The sequence below is a fragment of the Natronocalculus amylovorans genome, assembly GCF_023638035.1.
Lineage (GTDB): Archaea > Halobacteriota > Halobacteria > Halobacteriales > Haloferacaceae > Natronocalculus > Natronocalculus amylovorans.
On record NZ_JAKRVX010000008.1, the window covers coordinates 100,935 to 126,968 of the forward strand.

Below are 26,034 nucleotides of genomic sequence, written 5' to 3' on the forward strand. Positions count from 1 at the left end.
GTGAGAGATGAGTACCACCGGCCGGATTACGTACGATTATCTACAATATGCCAATTCAGTAGGCCCAGATACTAATGTTGAGCTGTACGATCAGTTTATAAATAGTTTAATTGAGGCTGAAACTTATGTCGGCGAGGCGTTTTCGGTGTTTGTTGAATTGGATCCAATACAACTTCTCCCCGAATTTATGACGGATATTGGGGTCAATTCTACTGATATTATTGCAATAATTGCACCAAGTACCCAACTCTTTGATGACCTGTTTTTTGCTTGGTATCAAGAAATGACGGATTATGGAGCCATCATCTCCACAAAATATCCATATCGAGATATACGCAATCGTCTCGAATCAGTAGACCCCGTCACCATTGATTGCACACCGAACTCGAGCGAGGCAACTACTCGAGAGGAGTCAGGAGATGGTGTTATCGACGTTACCTGCGGTGATTTGACGAACATGGGGGTCGCTGTTGAGCGAGCACTTGAACGAGTGGACGATGACGAGACTGAAAGCATACTTGGCCTCAGTACTGTCCCTCAGTTATTAGCTCATCACTCTCGAAACAACATTGAGCAGTTTTTACATGAGGTTACTGGGAGATGTCGAAACCGCGAGGTTGGTGGACTTATTCACACCGTAGACTGTGAAGACTTAACGACTAATCAGAATGTTGGCGTTGAACATGTCGACTACTCTGTCGAACTTCGAGTTCAAAATCAAATCGTTTTGGGCCGCGTCTTCGGAAAGCGGGATATAAAGACGCAGTGGAAAAAGATTGGTTTAGTAAGTGACTCTGCTCGCGCAGAGCGGGCCCCTAGTCAACATCTGGCTCAGCGAGCAACGTTAGCCAATGGTCTGGTGGACCTGTGAGCAAAATTAGTCCTCTTCTCAAGACCAGTCTGATCCAATCAGTGTAGATCTTATTTAATGATTGTAACCGGAGTCGTGGCTCTGTCTACGACGCTTTTTGCAACGCTCCCAACGGCTGCGTGCTGTTGTTCTGACAGCCCACGGTGGCCAACGTATATTGCATCTACACCACTTTCCGTGGCATACTCTGTAATTGCGGCTGCAGGCCGGCCGGTAAGCAGTTCCGTCTCAACTGTGAGGTCCGTATCATATGTTGTTGCAACTGTCGCTGCGAGATCTGCTGCCGCAGCGAGCAGTTCTGTCCCCGTTTCGATCGCTTTCGCTCCACCCGGAAGCACGATCTCTCCTTCAACCAACTCTGCTTGCGGTGTGAGTACGTGCACAATCTCTACGGAAGCATTCAACAACGCCGCCTGTTTCGCGGCATACTGAACGGCACTATCTGCTTCTTCGGATCCATCAGTTGCGACAAGGAAGCTCATAGATGCACCTACACCCACACAATTAAAATATACAATCGGACATTTCCACTGTCTGAGAACGGTAGTTATCCGTCGCAGCAGACGGTGTAGCGAACATCACTCAACAGAACGATCGAAAGCTGTTCTGTGAGTTCATCCACGGTCTCAAACAGCCCAAACTTGCCGATCGTTTCCCCGTCGATGACACGCGAAAGTGACCAACGGACGGTGTTTTGTGGGCCTTCTTTTTTGTGGATGATGAGCGTCTCATCCTTGATTATAATGACCATCTCGCCCTCATGCTCTTCAATTTCCCACGGTAACTCCGTCTCGATCGTGTTTTTAACCGTTGCTTCGATATGAGACAGAAGGTCGGCTGATGAGACCGCTGATTCCATACCGATGATACGGACGCAGAGCAAAAATCTCTAGCGGAGAGACTGTGATCACCAATGACTGTGTGCTGCCGGTGGAAATATACCCCTGAAATTAGTAGCCTTCGTAATGGCTCCCTCGGATCCCGCTGATTCTGCCCTCAATCAGCTAGTTTGCAATCATATCTTCAATGACTCTTCGCTCAGATGGATCCTTCATGCCGACGGCACTGTAGATGCTACAAATGAGCGAGCAGCCGCTGCCGTTACGACTGACAGCCATGACACCGTATTTTGGGAGGGTGAGTGGTGGGCCGGCGGCGATCGACAGCAGCTCCAATCTGCAGTCCAAACCGCAGCCACCGGAATGGAGGCTACCTATGAAACAAGTGCATGGGTCGCTGACTCTCAGCGATCGACCGTTGAGCTAACAATTGAACCGCTATCCGACTCGAAACTGTTAGCAACTGCGATCGATATCAGCGAACGAGCACAGCTCGCAGAAGAGTTGCAACGGTCTGAGGAGCTCCACCGTGTTACACTTAACAATATGACAGATACGGTGTTGGTCACAAACGATGCAGGGGAGTTCACCTACATCTGTCCAAATGTCCACTTCATATTTGGCTACACAGTTGAGGAAATTGCAGCGATTGAAACTGTCGATCAGCTACTCGGCGAAGAGCTATTTGATCCAGATACGCTCGATCAGGAGGGTGTATTAACGAATATTGAGACGACATCCGTCGATAAAGAAGGCAATGAACATACGCTGTTGGTCAATATAAAACGAGTCGACATACAGGATGGAACGACGCTCTATAGTTGTCGTGATATTACAACACGAAAACAACGCGAGGTTGCCGTCTCGGTGCTCCACGATACTGCCCAGCAGCTGATGTATGCTGAAACTGCTGCTGAGATCGCCACAAAAAGTGTTGATGGCGCTAATGAGACGCCAGGATTTAGCGGCGTTGCCGTCTATCAATACGATGATGCAATAAACACGCTTGTTCCGATCGCAGTCACTGAGCCACACATGACATTTGCGTCTGTGACTGCAGTCCCAGTTGGCGATAATATACTCAGTCATGCATTCCTTGACTCATCGCTTCGAGTTGATTCGCTCTTCCACTCTGGGCACGACCAGATCTGTGTCCCGATCGGCGATCACGGTGTCATTGTATTTGACCCATCGGATCAGAACCCAGGTGAGGTGACAATTGAAATTGCAGAGCTGTTTGCAGCAACGGTTGAAGCAGCATTTGACCGCGTCTCTCGTGATGCACGTGTCAGAGAGCGTGATCAGTGGCTGCAAACAAAAAATACGCAGCTCCAGCGGGTGAATGAGATCAACCGACTAATACGAACCGTCGATCAGGATATCATTGCTGCAGAAACCCGACAAGAAATTGAACAAGCAGTGTGTGAACGGCTTGTTTCTGAGTGGTTTGCATTTGCATGGATCGGAGAGACGGCGGATAATTCACAACCAATCACCCCTCGAGTCTGGGCAGGTGGTGACAGCGGACTACTGGACGCGATAGAAAGAGAGTATGACGCTGATGAGCCTGCACTGTCAGCGTATCGATCCGGAGACACGGTCTGGGTCTCGAATATTGCAGAAGACCCAAAAAAGGCAGCATGGAGAAAACATGCATTGCGATATGGGTATCAGTCGGTTGTCAGTGTCCCACTTTCCTTCGAAGGCGTTATTTACGGCGTTCTAACCGTCTTTTCTGCGTCTCCAGATACTGTTGAATCAGAAATACGGGCTGTCCTTACAGAGTTGGGCGAGACGGTTGGTGCTGCGATCAGCGCGGTTGCTCGTAAAGAAGCGCTCTATGATGATCGAGTGACTGTTCGGACATACCAATCAGGGACGCCAACCGGTGTGTTTGGGCGGCTTGCAACTGCAACAGAAGCAACGGTATCGCTTACTGGTATCTCTCATCAGCAAGCAGAAACGGACATTTATGTCGAACTCGATGGTTGTTCAGCCGATACAGCACTCTCAGAAGCGATCTCATTAACTGACATCGTCGATGGTAGCATTGTTTCTGAGACGAGTACTGGAGGCGTATTACAGTTGCAGACGACATCTACCGTTCTTCCTGTCGTGTTGGCGAGCCATGGCGTTCGGGTCCGAGAGTTCGTTACAACCCCTGACTCAACGCACATTACGGTCGCAATCGTCCCACCAACATCAGTCCAAGCAGTGAATACGATCATCAAAAACCAAATCCCGAATGTACAGCTACAGTCCCAAACTGAACAGCTCACCTCTATTAGCGACCCACAAGAAACGTTTAAAAGCGAACTGACGACAAAACAGTACGAGGCAATCCAAACAGCGTACCATGCAGGTTATTTTACGATCCCTCGTGAGGCTACCGGACAAGAGGTCGCAACGGTGTTAGGTATCTCTCCACAGGCGTTCCATCAGCACATCCGCGCGGCTCATAAAAAGCTCTATCAACTCATGCTTGAAGCGACTGCAATTTAGCACTCTATCAACAGGCACAAAATTGCCCTTCAGGGCGGCAAAAATGTTTGCCATCAAACATTTCGGAGACACGCAACTTGGCACCCACTCTCTCGTCAGTGATGCAACCATTGAAGATGTTTTCTCGAGTATATGACATCACGATATAAGTTGATAATTTTAATCCCAAGAATATACCGCAAGTGGTTGATCTGATCGTGGGTGTAGAAAATCTGCTCGTAGCCGATCGGCTGTATCCCCTTCGACCGATCGTAAGTGAAAACAATATCGTGACAATTGCGGATTGCTTGGAGGCCACTTGTACGTACTGCGCAGTGGTGTCGTGTCTGTAGACTCCTTTATTCTTGGTATTACCCTACGATTGATCCGTCACAGGCACACCTGCGATCGAGTACGGCTTCATAGAGATTCAAGGCGGAAACCACGACTGAAGCCGTGGGTTCCTGACGTTGAATCTACGTGAGTATTGCTCTCGGATGTAGTACCGATCGATCGCCAAAGTGTTGAACACACTCAATACCGCTACACCGACGTCTAAGGAGGGTGAAGTGTCCAGATACCGTTTTCATGGGAATCCCATTTTGGTTGGAGATCGCATTCGTTGATAGAGAATAAATAGAAATTTGAAAGGCAGTCTAAACAGAGGAATTCTCAAACGCATGGTGTTGTTTTGCGATCGATCGCGTCTATTAGCAATCGGTTCTTTGAGTGAAATAGCCGTATTACGGTCTCTCTCCACGATCAAATTGATTTCTTTTATGCTAGCGATGCTTCTCTTTTCAGTTTATTCTCTGGATGGTTCTGTGTCAATCCACTCGCTTCATGCGGTATCTGTCGAGTCTACACCCATTCGTGCGACCGATGGATAAGTGACTGTTTGCTACACCCGCGATCCGATCAACTACTTGCGGTATATATCCTTTTTGAGAAGAGAATCTGTTGTTCGCGGCGAAATAAATTCAGAGGAGCGTTTGGTTATAGCTCGTTTTGATAATTTACTCATGGAATCTGTAAAGTGCGTTTGTCGAGGGAACCTTGACAGGCTGTCAGACGCAGTCTGACAACGTTGTGGAAACACGAAGCCTCGGGGCTTGACCGCGAGGCACTTCACAGAGATATTTTGTTGACGGACAAGTCGCTCCAATGCTTGATATTTGTTGTCAGACGGGCCACCCATTGCGAATAGAACACTACTATCAATAATTGCAATGCTGTCTGAAGGTATCCTGTTGGATGTCATTGAAGAATTTCAGACAGATAAGGATCATACGTTGCTGCATCATCGATCACGTCTTCAAGTGTCGAAAAGATGATCGACTCGCACCATCGAAGCGTGAGTTAGATGCTGAGGCAGTTGCATACATTGTTGGTCGCTATTTTGGATTGGATACAAGCGGCTCTGCGTTCTATTTGGCAGCCTGGCAGGGTGAGGGTCCAGGGGCGATCGCCGATCGGCCGGATTTCTCCGAGGACTTCTGTTGAGTCTTCGATTGACCGTTTGCTCGGTGAGCCCAATGCTCTCGATGGAAGCTGTGACTGTTCGTTGCCCTCAACTCGTCCAACGTTCCCTCGTCCAGAAAGCTCATCGTCGGGAACGTGGATCGTAGTTCCTCGATATCAGCGTAGTGGTCGGTCATCTCTTGTGGATGGCTTTCTTTGTGGTGGTATTTGAACTCATACTCCCTTTATTACGGGGTCACTTGGACGACCACAGTGTTTCTACACGTTGTTCTATTGCCGTGAGAACGGTAGAGTATACCTCGAGTGGATGGAGCGACGGGAGTTCGAGGTCAGTAATTGTGGTTGCAGTCGGTGGCTTGTGGAAGTGCAACCGGGTGTTGTGCGTGTTCGGGTGCCGGTCCCAGCGACACTCCCAGCGCTCCCCGTCCTCGTGGTCTTCGACGTAGTGGACTGAGAAATCACCAGTCGTGAACCAGCGGATGTCGAGACGGGCCACGTTCACTGATTCCGGGTATCGTCCAGCGTCGAGCAGTCCACGAAGCAGTCGAGGTTCGTATGAATCCGGGTCGAACATAGTCTCGGTGATAAGTGAATCCGATGAAAGGTGCCGCTCCAGCAGGCGCAGCGTCTGTCGATCTGGTGGACCTGTCGAGTGTGAGGCTCGACTCTCCGGTGGCTGGCTCATTTACGCTGGAATTAGATGCCCGTCGTTCTGGGAGAGCTGGCGAGCAAGTTCGTACAGTCTTATATCGCGAATTACGCCCTGCCACTCACTGACTGCGGTCATCCGCTCGTGAATAGTCTCGTGACTATCGTGATCAAATACGTTGACGGTCGTTGGGTCGGTCGTTTCGAATCGCGCTTCATATTCCGCCTGCTGGGATTCAAGCGCCTCTACGCGATCGATTATTTCCTCGATAGAGAGTGCGGTTGTGATTCGACTGGCGTCTTGCCATTCGAGATATCCCTCGTTTCGTTCGTATGTCGCCGGTCGGCTGTCTCGATCGGCCTGAGCGATGCCCATCTCGGCCAAGCGGTCGAGATGCTTTTTCGCGGCATTCGGAGAGCAGTCCGCAAGCTCAGCGATCTCGGTGTACGCTGTCGGAGCGGAGACTCCGAGGACGACGTCGTAGACACGACCAAACGTGTCTGTTCCCGTCTGCCACCGCCGCTGCGTATTGTCGGACATGGGGGCCGGATCGAACTTGGTCATACCTATCTGTAGGTGGCTTCTCTCAATATATCTTTGGATTATTCAAATATATGTAAGAAAGTGCTGTGTTGGGTTACATATGCTCTTGAAACACTCACGCAAGCCACGCTACCGATCGATCGAAAGGCAGAGCTGATTATCTCCGATTCAGCTAGGGCCACTGATTGGCCCACCACGACCTATTTATCAAATAAACTGACACATACGTATGTGCCAATCTCCCGAGCAAAACCGATCGGCAGTCTCTATGAGGATGTCGCAGACTACGATCTCGTGGTCGTCTCTGACCCTCCGATCGCAGACGCCCTGAACAACCGTCTCAGACGACCACATATTGGATCTTTTGCAGTCACACCACGTCGGCTTGCAACCGGTCGAAAAGAGCCAGCAGAGGACCGAACCGCGTTTTTGTCTATTCTTGAAGAGACTGATCTCTCATGGAAAGAGTTAGCCCGGATTATTGGAGACATCATCCAGTGCTGGGAAGAAACAGCAGCCCCCGATCGAATTCTCTCGTATGAGCGATACGACACCCCTGCCGTCCGATCGGTGCTTACCAAACTCAAATCATTGGATACGACGTCAAGATTGCTGACGGAGTATCAGATACCGAACACGCAACGAGTTGCAGTGGTCGGTGAAAACCAACTGACGCCGTTGGAGCAGTCCATCCTCCCGGAAGAATACGATACGATCGATCTATTCACTGATGATGCGTTTCCGCATCCACCGTTTAGGATATTTAACTCACGAACTGCGATTGTTGATGCATTACTTGATACGATTAGCGAAGAAAATGCAGAAGACATTGCGATCGTTCTCGATGGATCAAGTCAGTATTCATCGTTAATTGAGTCAGCACTCGAAACAGCAAATATTCCATTCTACGGTGGTCCAGGGTTCAACGACGAGCCGGACCATCGATTGTACATTCAACTGCTTCGGACCGCAACGGCCGGATCAAACACTCGTGTTGCATCGGTCCAACCATTGTTAGAGCAGCTCGATTGCAACGTCGATCCCAAACATGCCGACAAGCGATTGGACTCGGTTGATTCTGGGTGGTTCGATCGGTTCAGTGCAACGATCGACAACGAAACATTTGGCTCTGCTCTCACTGCATTTGAGACACGACGATCAGTAACGCTCGAACAGTTCCGAGACGAATTGACAAAGCTTGGGATTATCGACCAACCAGTAACCACGAATCGAGTAGACCAACTCGAATTTTATTTGGATAGTTACGAAGTCCCAATCGATCGAGAGAATGAGGGTGTGTTGCTTGCAGATGCAACGTCTGCTGCCTACGTTGATCGCCTCGTTGTCTTTGCGATCGGGTTAGATGATGGTTGGATGCGAGCAGTACCAAATCGTCCATGGACCGACGAAGATGCAGTGTATCAACGGAACATTGGACAGTTTCAACACTTGCTGCAAAGCGGTGTCGAACAGTACTATCTCGTTGAAGACGCACAAGGTGGCCAACCAGTAACTCCGTGTTTGTACTTTGAAGATCTTCTTGAGACACCATATGAACGCTTCAGTGATCTTCGATCGATCCAACACACCCGTACGCATCGGGCTCGAGGAGATGGGTTTTCGCACACACCACTTGATGACCCGATTGATCCTACCCACGTCAATTCGATGAGCCAGTCTGCACTCAACAACTACGTACACTCTCCACGTGACTACTTTTTTGACCGACTTCTCTCATCACCGGATAAGATCTACTTTACAGAAGGACAACTGTTTCACGACTTTGCAGAGTTCTACGTCAATCATCCCGAATTGATTGCATCAACATCAGTCGGCGAGTTACTGGAGTTCATGCTAGATCAGACCGATCCATTTCTTCGGACGATCGATCGGGAGACACAGCGAACTCGGTTCAATGCAGGGGTAACGACACTCATGGAGTTCCTCGATGAGCATCAACCGACACATTCGATCGCAATTGCAGAAGAGAGTGGATTTGGTGAGAATGTGTTTGAAACATACTTCGACAAAGAGTGTGATAGCCCAGTTACAGAGCGATATTTCACCGATGACACGCTGAGTATCCATGGGCTCATTGATTACGTGTACAAACCAACGCACTTGATCGACTACAAGACTGGTGCGCAAAAAAGCCGCTCAAAGGTTGTCAAACACTCTGCGATCGATCCACCAACAACAAAGCCGAATTTCCAAGCGCTGCTGTATCTCACGTATCAACGACGTCAACAGCCTGATGAAGTGCTTTCGTTCACGTTCGTGCATTTCATGGAGGCGATCGATGACGTTGTCAATCCGAACGAGACACCAAATCTAGAAGATATCCAAACAACTGTTCGGTACTATCCAGAATTATTCGCCTCATTTGCTGAGAGCCAAACTGCTTACGAAGAGCTTTGTAATGGATACAAAGACTGTAGCGGGACGTTTACTGCACTTGGCTACCTATCGTATCAGTCACTTATGACTACGCATCCATTTCCAGACCAACCGATCGATGAGCTCCGCGACTCTGCGTATGCTGACAACTTCACAGAAGCGATCGAAAAATCAGTTAGTGGGATTGATGCGGATGTGGAAAAAGGCTGTGACCAAGCACTCAGAGCGCTTGATAAGATTCGAAAGCGCAACTATTTTAGAGAAGATCTTGATGCCTTCGAGTCATTTCTCGAAGGCCAGCGATCGGAGCTCAACGATCGACACCAAACACACGAACGCTTCCCAGTGACCGGCCTTGCTGGAGAGACCACCGATCGGTATCTGAACCACCGTGATTTACTTCTTGGACATGACTAATCCAAACCCATCCCAACAACGATTGATCGATAGTACAGACGGCCTCTACCTCGTCGACGCAGGTGCAGGCACTGGTAAGACGTTCAGTGTAACGCGGCGCTACTCTGCGATTGTGGATCAACCTTCAGTTGAGCCTGAAGACGTTGTCTTGATTACCTTTACTCGCAACGCTGCCCGAGAAATGAAAGATCGGATTGTTAGTCACAGTAGCTACACCACAAGAGAACTAGCCGACGCACCGATCCAAACCTTCCATAGCCTCTGTAGTAATATTCTCGATCGATACGGCTCAAACGCACCACAGTACCTCGGAATTGACGATACGCTCAGTCGGTCGTCAGATGTAATCGAGGAAAGTGCAATTGAGTCTTCGCTCTTTGCAGAGTTCATATCCACATTCACTGATAGCTGTCCAGAACATCACCCAATTCTCCGAGTTGTAACAAACCCCGGAGAGCTCCGATCGGTTTTGAATAATCTTGCTGCACGTGGTATCTTCCCGACGAAGGACGGGTGGTACCGAGATGGCCGATCGAAGCTGCTGGGCGATTTGGATGGGCTTCTTGACGCCGTCGAGGCGGTCAATCAACCGCGAAATGGTGGTCGCAAGCAATCGGAGCTCAAGAAAAAGCTATACCGTTACGGGAAGGACTCAACCTTCCTTCCAGATGCTCTTTCAAAGCCCACTGTCAGAGGCAATGAAAAAGCAGTTCCAGTCGACCCAATTAAAACAGCGTTCAATAGTGATCGATCTGATCTTATCGCGTTTATACACGATCTGTATTTTTCATATTTAGAGTTTGCACTCGCTCGGAATTATCTGACGTTCAGTATGTTGCAACTCTACACGTTTGTCTTACTCTGTGAGGACCCAGACACTCGGAGTGAGCTTGCATTTGAGTACACGATGATCGATGAGTTTCAAGACACCAGTGAGATCCAGTTCAAGCTTGCTCTATTGCTCGCTGGAACGGAGAATATCTGCGTTGTTGGCGACTGGAAACAGAGTATCTACTCCTTCCAATACGCAACTGTCGAAAACATCACACAGTTCGGAGATCGACTCACACAATTCACAAACGAGCTTAACAGTAACCATACCCGAATTACATATCCAACTACACCTGTTGAGACCATCGAATTAGAACAGAACTACCGATCGACACAGGAGATTCTTGATTTTGCAGAACATGCACTCACGACTCCAAGCAAAAAATCGGAATCGATCGACGCAGAATCGATCCGTGAGAGGATTGTTCATCTCTTTTCAAATAGCACATACGACGAAACACAGATAGAGGCACTTCAGAGTCAAGACGAGACGCTTGCAGTGCTCTCGAAGATCGACGAGATTGTTGGGAATCCAGCGTATGCGATCGAACAAGATGGTGATCTCATTGAACCCTCCTACGGAGATATTGCCGTGCTCACCCGAACACATGACTTTGGACGAGAGCTTCTCTCGGTTGCTGAGGAGTATCATCTCCCAGTTGCATACGAAGGTGGTGTTGAGTTATTCCGATCGGATGCTGCCAAACGGTTGCTTGCATGGCTTCGGATTCTTGAATCAGATGCTGATCGAGGATGGTCGCTTGTACTGGAGGATGCTGGCTATGGGATGAGTGAGATCAAACACATCCTCAAAAAAGAGGCCTACCCTACAGAGATGATCGAGTTCCGGGACGCGTTAGCATCACTTACTGTCGTTAGTAGCGTGGCTAGGCGTGTCTTTGATCGCTATGGACACGATGGACCGATAGCAGATGCATTGGTTGGACAAATTCAGTCTGCACATGACCAAACGACAATGACAATCGGTGATCTTTCACAGTACATCAAAACCAATATTGAAAATGGTAACACGTACGATATTTCGACCCCCGCGGGGACTGACTCAGTAACGGTCCAGACTATCCACGCGGCAAAAGGGCTGGAGTACCCGATCGTGATTGTCGCAAATATGAATCAACGGAAGTTCCCTCCATCTGGGGGTGGGCCGACTGCTATTTCGTACGATTCGCTCATTGGAATACGACAACGGTACCTCTACGACGACGTACACAGCCAGCCACATCAGTATGATAATTGGCGATATGATCTCCTGAATAAGTGCCTCCCGGATCAGGCTGATGAAGAACGACGACTGCTCTATGTTGCGATCACACGGGCGCAACAGCATGTCCTGTTCACTGCACAGGAGCCAAATCAATTTCTCACAGACCTTCCGGTACCGATCGACGAATACGAGCCATCAGAGCCAACGGAAGAAACGCAACAGACTGAGCAGTCAACACTCTCGGTGCCAATTCCAGATGTTGAAGAGCCAGTCGGATACTCTCCACACTCACTCATGGCAGAGGAGGTGTATGAGTCCGTGACTGAAGGCCGTGGAATGGATTTCGGTACGCAGGTTCACGAATTTGCTGAAGACTATGTTGCAGGTATCACAACTGAGCCAACAAACGATGACGAACGGGCAGTAGTTTCATTGATTGATTCACTAACTGGTGAGATCCATATGGAAGAAGACGTCTATCTGCCACTCACCGCTGATGGAGCCGACGTGATGGTCCGTGGGATCGTTGATCTCTTTTGTGTTCATGACGACCGAGTTGAAATTATTGATTTCAAAACCGACCTCTCTCGGTATGCCGAGTCGGAGTATCAAAAACAGCTCAGTGTGTACTATCACGTCATCCGGTCAGTGTATCCCGATCGACAGGTGTCTGTCGAGATATTGTATACTGCCACCGGTGAGCGACAACCGATTGAACCACTATCAAAAAATGATCTCGAGGAACTAATAAAGTAGATCCCGAGGTACTCTCATACTGTTTGAAGTGATCTGACAATCCGTTATTTTATTTTTTCAAGGAGAGAATCCTCACGTCGATACAGATGCATTTCTCGAGGTTCTCAGACGGTTGGGGTGGTTCACGGTCCATTTAGACGCCGAAGGTAGCAAACCACTCGCCCGTCGGTTCCTTCTTGACCGTAACCTGCTTGAGCTTCGCGTCGTCGGGGATGGCGCGGTGGAGCCGAATCGGTATGTCCGCAATTTTCGAGAGTGACAGTACAGTCTGACCGCCCTTCTTGTGAGCCTGTGCCGCGCTGCATCCGCGCCTTGCTCGCGCCTCCAGTTCGGTCGGCACTCGCTGAGGAAGAGGGCTTAGCGCCTCAACCCAACTAAAAATATAAAATTTGATACTTACTTAGTGTTCGATATAAAGGAAATAATATATTATATATTTCTGGATATTAAATTGCTTGTTCAAATAATAGACTATCTACTGATAGTTCACTACTAAGAATATTGTATGTATTTCGAATAGTGCTATCGCGCTTGAGTACGACAGTGTTTATATTTTAAGTAAGTTAAATGCATATTCTTCGGCTATCATAGTAAATATAAAGTAGTTTATCTACAATATCATCTCTCCTCAGATACTTGTTGATGCTTTGCCACGATCGCTAGTAAACATAATAAATATATCATATTTGGGTTAATTATACCTTGAGGACATATTTATTAATGAATAATAACAGACAAATATCAATATTATTATTTGTAGGGACTACGCTATCCGAAATATGGCCGTCGCAGTTACTATTACAAAGTTATGCCTGTAATGGTTTTGTGGATGCACAAACGATGGAACGTGTATTCCACAATGTGGAACATGCTACAAAAGGCGATAGTTGAGTTCCAGCTCGTTACTTACACTCAACAGAAGACTTGTGATTTCTTCATTGATTTTATCTATTGTAAGCCGGTTAGTCGGTCCAGCAACACTCACAGCTCCGAATGCATCTCCATCTTCGTCACAAATAGGAACTGAAATAGCGTTCAGTCCAGTTACGTTTTCTTGATTGTTAATTGCGTATCCCTGCTTACCGACCTGTTCGAGTTCAGTTAGTAAGTCTGGGGGTGACGTAATCGTATACTCCGTTTTTGGTTGTAGTCCTGTTTGCTCACAGTATTTGATGATTCGACCCTCATCCCAAGTCGACATAATCGCTTTGCCTCCCGCTGTAGAGTGAAGCGGCCCGGAGGTTTTTGCATAGTTGCCAACACGAACCCCATGATCGCCGACTGCACGAAATAAATAAATTGCACGATCGTATTCTTCAATAATAAACTGGACTAACTCTCCCGTTTCATTGGCTAACTCATTGATTTTACTGTTGACAAGTGGATAGAATGGATCGCGTGTTTGTATGGTATTTGCATACTGTAAGAATACAGAAGAGATCCGATAGTGGTCGTTTTGGCAAATGACATATTGATTCTCGATGAGTGCGGACAAATATCTGTGTACAGTGCTCTTTGGAATTTCCAAATCGGTAGCAATTGTCGTGAGGCGGACTGGTTCATTATCCCTGATGTATTCTAACATGTGGAACATTTGGGACACCGATTTGAAGGGCTTTTTATTCATTGATACAGTATTACACACCGTCTACTATTGTTGTTTTGATTTGAGAATTGATAACACACCCTGTTCCACATCGTGGAACTAGATGTTTGTTATCCATCACTAATCTCAATAACTATTTTACCAAAGACCTCACCGTTCTCAATCCGCTTATGAGCTTCAGATAGCGACTCAAGAGGAAGTACCTGATCGATTACGGGCGTGGTCTTCCCCTGTGCGATGTGTGTGGTAACCTGTTGGAAATCCCTTCTGTTCCCCATTGGTGCACCAATAATTTGACGATGTTGTTGGTACACGGAACGGACGTCAATTGTTGCGTCAGCACCTGATGTTGCACCGCAGATTACCAATCGACCCCCACCAGCTAGCGAATCAATACTTTGTTGCCACGTTTTTTGACCAATGTGATCAACCACTAAATCAACACCACGTCCATCGGTTTCATTCCGTATTTTTGTGTCAAACAAATAAAGGGGATCGTGTATAACAGTCGAAGCCCAGTCTTTGAGCCGATCGATTTTATTAGCTGATGATGTCATAGCGTATGTCTCTGCACCAATTGAATTTGCAATCTGGAGTGCAGCATTGCCAACCCCACCGCTTGCACCAAGAATAAGCGCTTTTTCCGATGGTTGTAGCTTTCCTGCGGTAACGATCATTCGCCAAGCAGTCGTAAATGCGATCGGATAGGCTGCAGCGGTAATTGGATCAATTTCAGGTGGGCGCTCTTCGAGACTCCACTCGGGGACAACAACATATTCAGCCAGTCCTCCTGAGATGTGTTCACCGATGATCTGATAGGAGTTACACAGCGTGTGTTCACCCGAAAGACAGTACTCGCAGTTATGACAGACGAGACATGGATAAACCACAACCGGCTTCTTCACCCATGATTTATCAACCGACTCTCCAACTGCATCAACAACTCCGGTAATGTCACAACCGGATCGTTTCGGAAACTGTCCATCATCTTCGGGGTGTCCAATACGTGCGAATACATCGAGACGATTGAGTCCACACGCTTCAACACGGATACGGACCCACCCAGGCTTTGGTTCAGGCTTCGGGACATCAACAATGTCTATGACATCATCTGCATCGCCGTAGCCAGTGATTTCACCGGCAAGCATTACTACTGACATAGAGCACATATGATAAAAACCAACGGTTAGGGTGACATCCTGATCAGAGCAAAGGCTTTATCGGTGCACCTTGATGGAACCAGTACATGAGTGAACAAACACCACGGAGTATAGAGCCAGATATCACTAGCTCGTTGCTTTCGAGCGTCTCTATAACTGAGCCGTGGGCACTGTTAGAGCGTTTTAGTGAACTTGCGCGTGTATCTGGCAGCGATGAGGAAGTCGAAGCAGCAGAATACATTGTTGAACGATTAACTGATCTTGACATCCCGTTTACGCGATATGATCCTGAGCTGTATATCAGCCAACCACTTCGGGGTGCAATACGGACGGTTGATCGGCCGTTTGAACCCGGACCTGTGAAGACGATCTCGTTTTCGGCATCAGGAACTGTATCAGGAGAAGTCGTATATGTTGGTGAGGCCGGTGCAGATCTCCTCTCGGATGAAGATAGTACACCTGGTGAACCATTCAGTCATGTCGAGGATCTCACCGGCAAGATTGCACTCACCTCAGCGGGGTTTCTCTCGATTGAAGCGACACGAGCGCTTGAACGCAAGGGTGCAGCAGCCGTCATTACGATCCATCCACACAAGCGAGAACCACATGATGGTATCGCAACGCCGATTTGGGGTGGTGCACCAACATTGGATCAGGTGGATGAACTGCCATCAGTTCCAATCATTACTGTAAACAATCCGGACGGTGAGGTACTCATTGGGTGGGCAACCGAGGATAGACCATTCACTGTCGAAGTTGAAACCGAACTCAACACAGGCTGGATGAAGTGTCCGCTTGTGGTGGCAGAGATCGAAGGTGGGGAAACAGACACTGACGAGTTTGTGTTGTTGCATGGGCATTATGACTCGTGGTATGTTGGTATCACCGACAACGCAACTGGGGATGCGGGACTCTTAGAATGTGCTCGCATATTTTCGAACCATGCCGATCGTCTGAAACGAAATCTTCGGGTTGCGTGGTGGCCAGGCCATTCAACGGGTCGGTATGCCGGTTCCACGTGGTATGCGGATACATTTGCACTTGAGTTAGCTGAACACTGTGTTGCACAGGTAAATATGGACTCACCGGGCGCAAAAGGGGCCACAGAATACACAGATATGTCCTGTTGGACGCCAGATGCACACAACGTAATCGCGGCATCAATCGAAGAAGTTACAGAGGCACCCTACACCGAACGATTCCCCTTCCGGGCGGGAGACTACTCGTTCGACAATCTTGGACTCACTGGCATGTTTATGCTTTCATCAAACATCCCAGCTGACGAACGCGAAGCGAAAGGATACCATACCGTCGGCGGTTGCGGTGGCAACTCCGATGCATGGCATGTGTCAACCGATTCGTTGGACAAAGCGGGAAAGGACGAACTTGTAAGAGACATTCGGGTGTATGCACTCAGTATTCTTCGTGTCTTGAACGCAGATATACTTCCGTTTGACCAACAGCGATATCTTGGTCGAATAAAAGAGACCGTTGAAACGTACAATGAGATAGCTGGAGACCAGTTCGACTTTTCACCAACAATCGATGCAATTGAGTCAGTTGAACCGAAGCTGGCAACGTTCACAGAACAGGTAGAACGTGGAGAGATACCGACTGACAATGCAAATAACGTGTTACTCCAGTTGGCTCGGATCTATAACCGGATCTATCTGGTTCGTGATGGGCAGTTTGAGCAAGACCCAGCGATCGGTCGAGATCCGATCCCAGCATTTGCACCAGTCGAAAATTACGAGATCGCTTCCGATGATGAAGCAAAGTTCCTCACGATCCAACTAACACGAGCACAGAACGGAATCTGTGGACAGCTACGAACAGCAGAAAAACTCCTCACCGAGGCAAATTAAATGACCGATATTGCATATCTAATTCCAGGCGTTGGCTTGGATGAAGACGAAAAAAACAGACGAGAACAGATTGCAAACGAAATGACGACCGGTAACGTAACCGTGGTCGATGTGGATGAAGGCCCACTAACCATCGAATCTGGAGTTGAAGAAGCATGGTGTGTCTACGGCGCAATGAAAAAGGCAGTGGAAATAGAATCCTCATTCGATGGCCTTGTGATCGGCTGTTTTGGAGATCCCGGACTCAGGCCACTCCGAGAGCTCTTAGATATCCCAGTCATTGGACCAGCACAAACCACATTCTATACTGCTGCACAGGTTTCCGATCGGTTCGGGTGGCTCACAATCCTTGATTCGACACTACCGATGAGCCATGAACAAGCTGTCGAATATGGGTTAGATGACCGATGCGTTAGTATTCGATCGGTTGATGCACCTGTTCTCTCAATAGACCATGAATCTAACGAGCTGGTCAATCGAATGATTGCTGTTGGACAGCAGGCGATCGAAGAGGATGGCGCAGAAGCGCTCTTTCCTGGTTGTATGAGCCTATCATTCGCGCAGCGACATGAAGAAATTCAGGAGGCACTTGGGGTTCCGTTCTTAGATCCTGCTCGATTAGCACTTGAACAAGCAACGGTCTGGGCTCGACATGGAATCGTTGCAAGCCGGAAAACGTATCCAGAACCATCGTATGACAAGCTAGGAGCGTTGTTATAATGTCGCCATATATGTCGGTGAATGATTCTGAGCTCTACTATGAGGTACATGGTGATGAACACGAGAAGACAATTATTGTTCTTCATGGTGGGCCAGGAGTGAGCGATTACGAGAAAGGTCTCACAGCCTATGGGCCTCTGACTGATGAGTATCGACTCGTTGTGTATGACCATCGTGGCTGTGGTAATTCGAGTCTTACGCCACCGTATTCGAATGAGCAGTTTGCTGATGATGTCGAGGGGCTTCGAACCGAACTTGGAATCGATGAGTTTGTGCTGATCGGCGGGTCATATGGTGGCTTCATTACCCAAGAGTATGCGATCAAATATCCTGATGCGCTTTCAGGATTTATTCTTCGAGATACTGCTGCACACGGTGGACACAGAGATCGGGCGAGAGAGATCGCAGAATCGAGGTTTGACGAGGTGAAAGATGCAAATCTCGACACACCGCGGTTAACAAAAGATGCCTTCGATCGGGTCATGGAGGGTAATGTCGGCTCAGACGAGGAGCTCAAGGAAACATTCCACGCAATGCTACCGTTATATGCGCCATCGATCAGTGAGTTTGACGCTGCTTCGGCTCGTGAAGGAATTGAAAAGCGGCAGTTTCACCACGAGACACACAACTACACGTTCACACATGAACACCCGACGATGGATTATCGCGACCAGCTCTCAGCCGTTAGCTGTCCAGCGCTCGTCACTGTGGGTCGGCACGATTGGATTACTCCCGTTGAGTACAGCGAAGAGATTGCTGAGTTGCTTCCAAATGCTGAGCTTGTGATCTTTGAAAATAGTGGACACTCCCCAAATCTTGATGAACAAGACAAATATCTTGAAACTGTTCGATCGTTCTTATCCGATATTGGTTTCGTTGCCGATACATAACCTCTCGACGATCTATTCTTTATATTTTCACGTAGGAAAGCGAATGTAACCAACACATATTTATACCGGAAGATGCAGTTTTAACTATGGTTGAGAACCACAAGCATAGCCGTAGTCGTCGTTGGTTTCTGGGAGCCGCCGGCGGAGCAGGAATTGCAACGTTAGCAGGATGTACCGGTGGAAACGGTAATGGCGGCAATGGAAATGGCGGCAATGGAGGCAGTGGAAATGGAGACATCGATAGAGAAAATCGCCTCGTTTTTGCGCAGAATGCCGCTCCAGACGAACTTGATCCGATAAACAACCGTGGTGGGAATTATTCGATCGTCATCAAAAACTGGGTGTATGATGCACTCTACACGTACGATGAAGGGACTGATCTTGTGCCACTGTTGGCAACTAGTATGCCGGAAGTAAACCAGGATGGGACCGAATTTACGATCGAAATCGATAGCAACGCTCGGTGGCACGACGGCGAGCCAGTTACGGCAGCAGATATTGCATACACGTTTACCCAACCCGTTGAAGAATCAACTGACTACGGGCCAGACTTTGCGCTTATCACGAGCATGGAGGAGATTGACGAGCAGACGATCCAGCTGAATCTCGACGAGCCATATCCTCCGATTATGAACACGATTGCACATCCGATCGCACCAGAACACGTCCGAGAGGAAGATCGAGAAGAGTTTGGACGAAGTGTTGTCGTGGGCAGCGGTCCATTTGAGTTTGTTGAATGGAGTGCGGGTAATTACACCCGATTACGTCGCCACGATGATTACTGGGGAGATTCAGTTCCAAACATCGAAGAGCTGGAGTTTGTTCCGATCGAGGAGGATACAACTCGAATCACTGAATTCCAAAATGACGAAGTCAATGTTGCGGACAACATCTCTCCAGATCTGTGGAGCACTGTCGAGAACATGGACGATGCAAGCATCGTGACTGGGCCCGAACTCAACTACCAGTTTGCTGCTTTCAATATGAACGAAGGCGAAGTTGCAAAACAGCAAGTAAGGGAAGCGATTGTCTACGCCACAGACCTTGACTCTGCAATCTCGAATTTTGTTGAGCCTGTTGGCTCGCGAATGTACAGCATTCTCCCAGAGCCGTTGGCAGAAGATTGGGATATGCCACTTGACACATGGAGAGACATGTGGCCCGAGCAGGATATCGATCGTGCACGCGAGCTGTTTGAAGAAGCTGGTGTCCCGGATGACTGGGAGTGCAATATCCTCGTCTCATCGACATCAATGCGTGAGAACGTCGCGATTTCAATTGCGAATGGTATCAATGAAGCAGGCTACACAGGAAATGTACAGCGCCTTGACTTCGGTACACTGTTGGATACATTCGCATCAGGTGATGCAGATCAGGTCAACATCTATCTCCTTGGATGGACTCGTGATCCAGACCCTGACCGGTTTATCTATGAATTGGTCCACCCAGAGGGTGCATTCCAAGGAACCTACTACGACAATGATGAGTTCGCACAACTGCTCGATGATGCACGGGTAAACCCGAACTACGAGGAACGCCGTGACATGTATGAGGAAGCGGTGACGATGATGATCGAAGACCGCGTTCACATTCCGCTGTACAACCTCAGTACCAACATGGCTGTCAAAGACTATGTTACCGGATTGGAGCCACATCCTGTTGCAACAGAGAACCCACAGGTATTCTCCGATCGACGCAGCACAAACTCTGATGTTTCCGGAACAAACGTTAGCATCGACTAGTCATTCGATTTCTGTTTTGCTCAAAATAACAGAGTATATGTAGTCAGCTCTGGGTTTAGTTGGCCGGGAGCTGTGCAAGCACCGATCGAAGCTCGTAGGTGAGTGCGTTGTACGACCGTCGAGCGCCCCATGCAAGGAAGCGTTTGCTATCCGTATCATTCGGCGGGTGCGCAATAGCGGCCAGTGCTGGGAGCGGTGGTCTCCCAACAGCAGGATCTTGTTCGAATGTCTTGTCCGTCACATAATTAATTCGTGTGAGTGTTCGGGCCAGCGGTTGGAGATTCCTAAAAGAATGGTTCTCCTGTTCGTATATTTCGTTGACTTTCGCTGCGAGTTCGCTGTATGTCTCTTCGAGCCTACTGAACTCTTTCTCAAGCCCTAATTCGGATGATCCTTTTTTGAGTGTCTCAAGCGTTTGTTGGTGTTCAGCTATTGTGAGCCGGTAGTCCAGTGGACAGTGTGTCGCAGATGCAAGCCGATATGTTGCGATCGTGTATACATCAGCGTCTCGCTTGAGGGTCGCAGGATCTGCCTTTTCGAGCGTGTCTGTTGAGAGATGCCAGGCATCTGCATGACCACCACTCCCCCCGACGAGGTGGTAGCCACGTTCTTCTCTCACTGAATGTTCGATCGATGACTGCAATGAGAGCCCAGCAATACCGATATTATTGAACGAGTAGTCACCCGCACGGGATGGACGCCGAGTCTCTGTTTGCTTCCCGGTCACATCCGTAATTGTCCCGATCGCGACAGGCGCAGCAGCAGTCATCCATTTCACTCGGCTCGTGAACTCAACCGCATCCTTGACCCCTGGGCTATCGACGTTTACATGAGCGAGACAGTTCTCGTTGAGGCTGTTGGCAAATGTATCTGCATACCACGTTGACCCAGCATATCTGCCTGTTGAATGACCGGGCCACCAACAAACCCGGACAGTCCGAGTCAGTTGGTCAGCATGCGCTGACAGGGCAATAGCAGCCTCTAACAAGGCGGCATCACCGGTTGCATTATCTGTGACCCCAACATGCCAGGAGTCATAATGCCCATGTAGTAACACAAACTCATCTGTGGCTGTCTGTGTCGGCGTGATTTCCGCCTCAATGAGTGGGCAGCGAACCCAGCGCGTATCCACAGTTGTGCTCACTGTGAGCGACAGAGAAGGATTGTTTTCAATCAGTGCATCGAGTTTATCCCCATCGTCACCAGAAATATTTGCAACGATAATCTCTGGAATCTCGTTTTTCTCTTCAAACGTCGGTGCACCCCCCCACACGGGCGATATGATCCCTTCATGTGGCTCTCGATCGTGCGGATGGATTGCAATAAATGCTGCAGCACCCCGTGCTGCTAACGCTCTGATCTCTGCGATTGGAATGAGCGATTCTGCGACAACAACTTTGTCTTCGACAGCAACATCATCAATGTTGAGTGAGTGGTCCAACAGCGACTCGACCGAATCACCCTCTTCGTCAGCGCGTAGTCGGATGACCTCACCGCTCACAGAGTCGTTGTCCGAGAAGGCCACTGTTTTTGCGCTTTTAAAACACTCTGTGCGGTCCGTAGCGGTAACCGTTGCAGAGACTGGTGTACTCAGGTACAGTTCGGGTTCGTGAACCGTGTGTGAAACAGCATGATCGCTGAGCACCGTTGTGAGATGCTCTGCTGCCTTCCGCTCCCCACCGGTCCCGGAGATCCGTGTCAACGAGGAGAATTTTTCGACAGAGTCCCACATTCGGTCCTGATCAATTGACTCAACGACAGACTGTTCTGTGGAGTCCAGAGATGGGGTCTGGCAGTCATAGAGTGGCTGCTCGTAGCTGCTCATAGGTCGTAAATATCACTGTATTTTTCCTTCATGTCCGAAATGAAGTATGTCGCAGTAAACGGCTCTCCGGTTGCGACTTCAATGAGTTCGTCAGTCGTATATCGTTGTCCGTGCTGATGAACCGCATCCGTAAGCCAAGCGTGAATCTCATCGAACGACTCGTTTTCGATTAGCATTTCAATATCTCCAAGCTCTGATTCGAGCGCTGCCTGTAGTTGCGCAGCAAACACGCTCCCAACACTGTAGTTTTGGAATGTGCCGATTCGTCCGAGCGACCAGTGGATGTCCTGCAAGCAGCCGACCGTATCAGACGGTGGTGTAATCCCGAGCAACTCCTCCATCAACTCATTCCATCGGCTTGGGACATCCGCTACAGCAAGGTCACCATTTATCAGATCGCGCTCAATCTCGAAGCGAAGGAGAATATGCATGTGGTATGTCAGCTCGTCTGACTCAACACGTATATAATTTTCATCGTATACTTGATTGGCTGCCGCGTACAGCTCACGGGCTGATGTACCCTCCAAATCTGGGAAATGTTTGACCAGTAGCGGTTGGATAAGCTCCCAGAACGCCTCAGTTCGACCAACCTGATTCTCCCAAAATCTCGATTGTGATTCATGGATTCCATGGCTTCGAGGTTCACCAAGTGGCGTTCCATACGCATCATCGGGGAGTCCCTGTGTATAATCAGTGTGCCCAAATTCATGCAGTGTACTTGTGAGTCCATCGACCGGTATTGCTTCATCGAATCGGGTAGTCATTCGGACATCAAACTGATTTCCAAATGAGAATGGGTGTGTTGAGGTGTCAAGCTTGGTTCGTTTCCAGTCAACACCAACAAGATCAAGCACCTCTTCGGACAGCGCAAACTGTGCATCACTCTTATACGTCCCCTCGAACACACCTGCTGCAGGATCAACATCGGACTCACGGATGGCATCAATCAACGGTACCAACTCATCGCGAAGTTCGTGAAGCATTGACTCAACGGTTTCAACAGAAAGATACGGCTCATACTCTGCAAAAATCACGTCAAACGGCTCTGCATCCGGATCGATCTCCGCTGCTTGCTGTTGGCGAATTTCGACAATATGTTCCAACATTGGCGCAAATGACTCGAAATCATCATTCTCACGAGCTGTTTGCCAGACCGGTGTTGAATCACTGATTGCCTGTGACAGCTCTCGTTGGAGCGATCCCGGTACTTGTGTTTCACGCGCATACTGTCGATCGATCTCACGAACAACGGCCTGTTCTTCGTCAGTAAGCGATGCATCGGCTAATTGCGCGAGCAATCCACCCAGTTCGTCGCTCGTCAGTAGATCGTGTTTGAGCGACGAGATTGTCGATCGCTGCCCTGATCGTGCAGGCGTTCCATCTGCGGGCATCATCACCTGTTGATCCCAAAATAGTACGTTGTCGATTTGTTCAAGATGAACAATATCCTCGTAGTGAGTCAGAAGCTGGTCATAGGTCTCGGCTGCTTCGCTCGTATTGCTTGCTGCCATAGAATACCTTTCCCGGGAGGGTACATAATGGTTGTTGACACGTACCAAGCGCGCCGCACTTGGCTACGTTACTCGAAAATTATTTATTTATCCACAACACTCATACATGAGTAGTGATACCATCAAACATAATCAACCAAAATTATTGTATTTGCTCTTCATTATCTGTGGAACTCTGTGACCACAACTCAGCAGGCAATGTCTGGGGTGGTGAGGCCATGCCGATCGGTGGTGCGGTCTCGTGAGTCTCCTTCGGTATGTGGGGTTTCGGCTGGTACAGTCGATACCAGTCCTGTTCATCATTATCCTTGTGACATTTCTCCTCACAAACAGAATCCCCGGAGACCCGGTTTCAATCTTTTTGAGTCCTGGTGCCCCGCCTGAACTAGTTGCGGAGGTACAGGCACGGTATGGGCTCGATCGACCACTGTACGAGCGATTCTTCAATTATCTCCTTGGTGTTGTACAGGGTGATTTAGGCTACAGTATTCATTATGGGATGCCAGTAACCGAAAAGATCCTTGAGCGGCTGCCAGTTACCGTATTTTTGACTGTCTGTGCGTTTGCGTTTGCAATCTCAATCTCTGTTCCACTTGGAGTTATCTCCGCAAAGCGACGTAACAAGCCGACAGACCACATCTCGCGGATTGTGTCGTTGATTGGCGTTTCAACGCCGTCATTCTGGATCGGGCTGCTGCTAATTATTTTCTTCTCATTCTACCTTGGATTGTTCCCCGCAACCGGATTGGTACTGCCATGGGCTGACCCGGCAAGTATCCGTGGTGCTGAAACACGAATCGATGTGCTTCTCATGTCGGTTCATCATGCAATACTGCCAACAATTGCACTGGGAACGCTACAGATGGCACAGATAACTCGTATTGAACGCTCCTCGATGGTGGAGTCGCTTCGAGAAGATTACGTCTTGTTGGCAAGAGCATATGGGTTCCCTGAGCGGACCATTCTTCGCAAACATGCATTCCGGGTAGCACAACTACCAGTACTTACAATTATCGGGCTTGGTCTCAGCACCGCACTTGGTGGCGCAGTCCTGATTGAGACTGTGTTCGAAATTAACGGTATGGGTCGGCTGATTATTCAGGCGATCAACAACCAAGATTACGAACTGGTCATGGGGACCACGATCGTATTTGGTATCACATACATTGTCGGTGTAATTATTACAGATGTTTTGTATGCATATGTTGATCCGCGAGTCCAGTACGGAGGTGATTCCTAATGGGAAGTCGTACCGTTGATGACGCGATCGACCAGCTAGGAGATGCCGAGTCACGTCCAGCAACTGTTGAGGAAAAAAATGGCGGTCTACTGTACATCCTCAAAGAGATTCATAAAGACACGTCCGCGACGATCGGATTGTATATTATCCTCTTTGTGACTGCAGTCGCCGTATTTACTTCAGTTGACTACTATCTCTTGGATTATGCATTTGCTGAGCGGTTTTTGTATCATCCAGAACGTGATCCAACAGGTGGTCAACGACTTCTGCCACCGGTTGGGATGGAGTCAATCTATGGCCCTGGTGTAATCGAACATCCATTAGGCACAGACCACCGAGGTCGTGACATCCTGACACGCATGATCTACGGCACTCGAATCGCAATTACCGCAGGGTTTGCTGCAACAACGATCGGTCTCGTCGGAGGGACGATCATTGGCGCAGTCTCTGGATACTACGGTGGGCGAGTGGATGACGTCCTCCAGCGTTTTACCGAAGCGCTCTATGCAATTCCGTTCCTTGTCCTCATCATCGCGTTCATGACTGCATTTGGACGTGACGTGACGTTTGCGATGGTTGGCGTTGGTATTGTCTCAATTCCGGTGTTTAACCGGCTTATCAGATCGCGCGTGGTGAGCGTTCGAGAAGAAGAGTATATTGCAGCCGCAAAAGTAGCTGGCGCAAAGGACCATCAGATTATCCTCTACCACATCATCCCGAACAGTTTCTCGCCAGTGTTGGTTCAGGCAACACTACAGATTGGTGTGAGTATTCTGATCATTGCAGGACTCTCATTCCTTGGATTCGGTGCGCAGCCACCAACCCCATCATGGGGGCAGATGCTTGCAGAATCCCGAGACTTCATGCTACCGGCTCCAATGTATAGTGTATGGCCAGGAATTGCAATCCTGATCACAGTGATTGCGTTCAATCTCTTTGGTGACGGCCTCCAAGATGCCCTCGACCCACGGACTGAAAACTGAG

20 protein-coding genes and 1 pseudogene are annotated in these 26,034 nt (G+C 48.7%); 11 read left to right on the top strand and 10 right to left on the bottom strand.

Going from position 1 to position 26,034, the window contains the following annotated elements; all coding sequences use genetic code 11:
- The first annotated feature begins 7 nt into the window (after window positions 1-7).
- Window positions 8-871, top strand: a complete 864-nt coding sequence (locus AArcSt2_RS14760) for a DUF7504 family protein (RefSeq protein WP_250585700.1) — start codon at window positions 8-10, stop codon at window positions 869-871.
- A gap of 50 nt (window positions 872-921) precedes the next feature.
- Here AArcSt2_RS14760 and AArcSt2_RS14765 read toward each other — a convergent pair whose 3' ends face one another.
- A complete protein-coding gene (locus tag AArcSt2_RS14765; RefSeq protein WP_174654843.1) occupies window positions 922-1,353 on the bottom strand; it encodes a universal stress protein in 432 nt (143 codons plus the stop codon).
- 65 nt (window positions 1,354-1,418) lie between these two features.
- Window positions 1,419-1,730 carry a hypothetical protein gene (locus tag AArcSt2_RS14770; protein ID WP_250585703.1) on the bottom strand — a complete coding sequence of 104 codons (312 nt, stop codon included), beginning with the start codon at window positions 1,728-1,730 and terminating at the stop codon, window positions 1,419-1,421.
- Window positions 1,731-1,836: 106 nt separating this feature from the next.
- Here AArcSt2_RS14770 and AArcSt2_RS14775 point away from each other — a divergent pair, with 106 nt between their 5' ends.
- Entirely contained in the window at window positions 1,837-4,212 is a 2,376-nt protein-coding gene (locus AArcSt2_RS14775) for a GAF domain-containing protein (protein WP_250585705.1), read from the top strand.
- Between the two features lie 901 nt (window positions 4,213-5,113).
- Here the strand turns inward: AArcSt2_RS14775 and AArcSt2_RS16930 are convergent.
- On the bottom strand, window positions 5,114-5,452 hold the full coding sequence (locus AArcSt2_RS16930) for a PIN domain-containing protein (protein ID WP_484549548.1): 339 nt from the start codon (window positions 5,450-5,452) through the stop codon (window positions 5,114-5,116).
- On the opposite strand from AArcSt2_RS16930, the gene AArcSt2_RS14780 reads away from it, so the two are divergent.
- A complete protein-coding gene (locus tag AArcSt2_RS14780) occupies window positions 5,446-5,694 on the top strand; it encodes a hypothetical protein (protein ID WP_250585707.1) in 249 nt (82 codons plus the stop codon). The two genes, AArcSt2_RS16930 and AArcSt2_RS14780, sit on opposite strands and share 7 nt — an antisense overlap.
- 214 nt (window positions 5,695-5,908) lie before the next feature.
- Here the strand turns inward: AArcSt2_RS14780 and AArcSt2_RS14785 are convergent, their stop codons facing one another.
- Both AArcSt2_RS14785 and AArcSt2_RS14790 read right to left on the bottom strand, forming a co-directional pair.
- Window positions 5,909-6,358, bottom strand: a complete 450-nt coding sequence (locus AArcSt2_RS14785; protein WP_174654840.1) for a toxin-antitoxin system TumE family protein — start codon at window positions 6,356-6,358, stop codon at window positions 5,909-5,911.
- Complete coding sequence (locus AArcSt2_RS14790; protein WP_174654839.1) at window positions 6,359-6,886, bottom strand: DUF7342 family protein; 528 nt, start codon at window positions 6,884-6,886, stop codon at window positions 6,359-6,361. It abuts the gene before it with no gap.
- A gap of 210 nt (window positions 6,887-7,096) precedes the next feature.
- Between AArcSt2_RS14790 and AArcSt2_RS14795 the strand changes: the two genes are divergently transcribed.
- Complete coding sequence (locus AArcSt2_RS14795) at window positions 7,097-9,679, top strand: PD-(D/E)XK nuclease family protein (RefSeq protein ID WP_250585709.1); 2,583 nt, start codon at window positions 7,097-7,099, stop codon at window positions 9,677-9,679.
- Window positions 9,672-12,491 carry a UvrD-helicase domain-containing protein gene (locus AArcSt2_RS14800; RefSeq protein WP_250585712.1) on the top strand — a complete coding sequence of 940 codons (2,820 nt, stop codon included), beginning with the start codon at window positions 9,672-9,674 and terminating at the stop codon, window positions 12,489-12,491. Before AArcSt2_RS14795 ends, AArcSt2_RS14800 begins: the two co-directional genes overlap by 8 nt.
- 64 nt (window positions 12,492-12,555) lie before the next feature.
- Here AArcSt2_RS14800 and AArcSt2_RS14805 read toward each other — a convergent pair.
- From AArcSt2_RS14805 to AArcSt2_RS14815, 3 genes and pseudogenes are all read right to left on the bottom strand, one after another.
- Window positions 12,556-12,777: pseudogene (locus tag AArcSt2_RS14805) on the bottom strand (RNA-guided endonuclease TnpB family protein); the annotation flags it as partial.
- A 585-nt stretch (window positions 12,778-13,362) separates the two neighbouring features.
- Entirely contained in the window at window positions 13,363-14,076 is a 714-nt protein-coding gene (locus AArcSt2_RS14810; RefSeq protein WP_250585714.1) for an IclR family transcriptional regulator, read from the bottom strand.
- Window positions 14,077-14,207: 131 nt separating this feature from the next.
- Window positions 14,208-15,245 carry a zinc-binding dehydrogenase gene (locus tag AArcSt2_RS14815; RefSeq protein ID WP_174654836.1) on the bottom strand — a complete coding sequence of 346 codons (1,038 nt, stop codon included), beginning with the start codon at window positions 15,243-15,245 and terminating at the stop codon, window positions 14,208-14,210.
- Window positions 15,246-15,343: 98 nt separating this feature from the next.
- Here AArcSt2_RS14815 and AArcSt2_RS14820 point away from each other — a divergent pair, with 98 nt between their 5' ends.
- The 4 genes from AArcSt2_RS14820 to AArcSt2_RS14835 all read left to right on the top strand — a co-directional run bounded on the left by AArcSt2_RS14820 (window position 15,344) and on the right by AArcSt2_RS14835 (window position 20,474).
- Window positions 15,344-17,122 (top strand): M28 family peptidase, encoded by a 1,779-nt coding sequence (locus tag AArcSt2_RS14820; RefSeq protein WP_250585716.1) that lies wholly within the window; start codon window positions 15,344-15,346, stop codon window positions 17,120-17,122.
- A complete protein-coding gene (locus AArcSt2_RS14825; RefSeq protein WP_174654834.1) occupies window positions 17,123-17,842 on the top strand; it encodes an aspartate/glutamate racemase family protein in 720 nt (239 codons plus the stop codon).
- The gene (locus AArcSt2_RS14830) at window positions 17,842-18,732 is read left to right on the top strand and encodes an alpha/beta fold hydrolase (RefSeq protein WP_250585718.1); all 891 of its coding nucleotides are present in this window, start codon (window positions 17,842-17,844) and stop codon (window positions 18,730-18,732) included. The genes AArcSt2_RS14825 and AArcSt2_RS14830 overlap by 1 nt, the downstream gene beginning before the upstream one ends.
- An 86-nt stretch (window positions 18,733-18,818) precedes the next feature.
- Entirely contained in the window at window positions 18,819-20,474 is a 1,656-nt protein-coding gene (locus tag AArcSt2_RS14835) for an ABC transporter substrate-binding protein (protein WP_250585720.1), read from the top strand.
- A 55-nt stretch (window positions 20,475-20,529) separates the two neighbouring features.
- On the opposite strand, the gene AArcSt2_RS14840 is transcribed toward AArcSt2_RS14835, so the two are convergent.
- Both AArcSt2_RS14840 and AArcSt2_RS14845 read right to left on the bottom strand, forming a co-directional pair.
- Window positions 20,530-22,299 (bottom strand): M28 family metallopeptidase, encoded by a 1,770-nt coding sequence (locus AArcSt2_RS14840; protein WP_250585722.1) that lies wholly within the window; start codon window positions 22,297-22,299, stop codon window positions 20,530-20,532.
- Entirely contained in the window at window positions 22,296-23,810 is a 1,515-nt protein-coding gene (locus tag AArcSt2_RS14845) for a carboxypeptidase M32 (protein ID WP_250585724.1), read from the bottom strand. The genes AArcSt2_RS14840 and AArcSt2_RS14845 overlap by 4 nt, the downstream gene beginning before the upstream one ends.
- A 241-nt stretch (window positions 23,811-24,051) precedes the next feature.
- On the opposite strand from AArcSt2_RS14845, the gene AArcSt2_RS14850 reads away from it, so the two are divergent.
- Together AArcSt2_RS14850 and AArcSt2_RS14855 are read left to right on the top strand one after the other, a co-directional pair.
- Window positions 24,052-25,050, top strand: a complete 999-nt coding sequence (locus tag AArcSt2_RS14850; RefSeq protein WP_302929140.1) for an ABC transporter permease — start codon at window positions 24,052-24,054, stop codon at window positions 25,048-25,050.
- Window positions 25,050-26,033, top strand: coding sequence for an ABC transporter permease (locus tag AArcSt2_RS14855; RefSeq protein WP_174654830.1), 984 nt, complete (start codon window positions 25,050-25,052; stop codon window positions 26,031-26,033). Before AArcSt2_RS14850 ends, AArcSt2_RS14855 begins: the two co-directional genes overlap by 1 nt.
- The last annotated feature ends 1 nt before the right edge of the window (window position 26,034 follow it).

Coding starts and splice junctions, on each gene's coding strand:
- AArcSt2_RS14760 (WP_250585700.1), top strand. CDS start 8: ATGAGTACCACCGGCCGGATTACGTACGATTATCTACAATATGCCAAT.
- AArcSt2_RS14765 (WP_174654843.1), bottom strand. CDS start 1,353: ATGAGCTTCCTTGTCGCAACTGATGGATCCGAAGAAGCAGATAGTGCC.
- AArcSt2_RS14770 (WP_250585703.1), bottom strand. CDS start 1,730: ATGGAATCAGCGGTCTCATCAGCCGACCTTCTGTCTCATATCGAAGCA.
- AArcSt2_RS14775 (WP_250585705.1), top strand. CDS start 1,837: ATGGCTCCCTCGGATCCCGCTGATTCTGCCCTCAATCAGCTAGTTTGC.
- AArcSt2_RS14780 (WP_250585707.1), top strand. CDS start 5,446: ATGTCATTGAAGAATTTCAGACAGATAAGGATCATACGTTGCTGCATC.
- AArcSt2_RS16930 (WP_484549548.1), bottom strand. CDS start 5,452: ATGACATCCAACAGGATACCTTCAGACAGCATTGCAATTATTGATAGT.
- AArcSt2_RS14785 (WP_174654840.1), bottom strand. CDS start 6,358: ATGAGCCAGCCACCGGAGAGTCGAGCCTCACACTCGACAGGTCCACCA.
- AArcSt2_RS14790 (WP_174654839.1), bottom strand. CDS start 6,886: ATGACCAAGTTCGATCCGGCCCCCATGTCCGACAATACGCAGCGGCGG.
- AArcSt2_RS14800 (WP_250585712.1), top strand. CDS start 9,672: ATGACTAATCCAAACCCATCCCAACAACGATTGATCGATAGTACAGAC.
- AArcSt2_RS14810 (WP_250585714.1), bottom strand. CDS start 14,076: ATGTTAGAATACATCAGGGATAATGAACCAGTCCGCCTCACGACAATT.
- AArcSt2_RS14815 (WP_174654836.1), bottom strand. CDS start 15,245: ATGCTTGCCGGTGAAATCACTGGCTACGGCGATGCAGATGATGTCATA.
- AArcSt2_RS14820 (WP_250585716.1), top strand. CDS start 15,344: ATGAGTGAACAAACACCACGGAGTATAGAGCCAGATATCACTAGCTCG.
- AArcSt2_RS14825 (WP_174654834.1), top strand. CDS start 17,123: ATGACCGATATTGCATATCTAATTCCAGGCGTTGGCTTGGATGAAGAC.
- AArcSt2_RS14830 (WP_250585718.1), top strand. CDS start 17,842: ATGTCGCCATATATGTCGGTGAATGATTCTGAGCTCTACTATGAGGTA.
- AArcSt2_RS14835 (WP_250585720.1), top strand. CDS start 18,819: ATGGTTGAGAACCACAAGCATAGCCGTAGTCGTCGTTGGTTTCTGGGA.
- AArcSt2_RS14840 (WP_250585722.1), bottom strand. CDS start 22,299: ATGAGCAGCTACGAGCAGCCACTCTATGACTGCCAGACCCCATCTCTG.
- AArcSt2_RS14845 (WP_250585724.1), bottom strand. CDS start 23,810: ATGGCAGCAAGCAATACGAGCGAAGCAGCCGAGACCTATGACCAGCTT.
- AArcSt2_RS14855 (WP_174654830.1), top strand. CDS start 25,050: ATGGGAAGTCGTACCGTTGATGACGCGATCGACCAGCTAGGAGATGCC.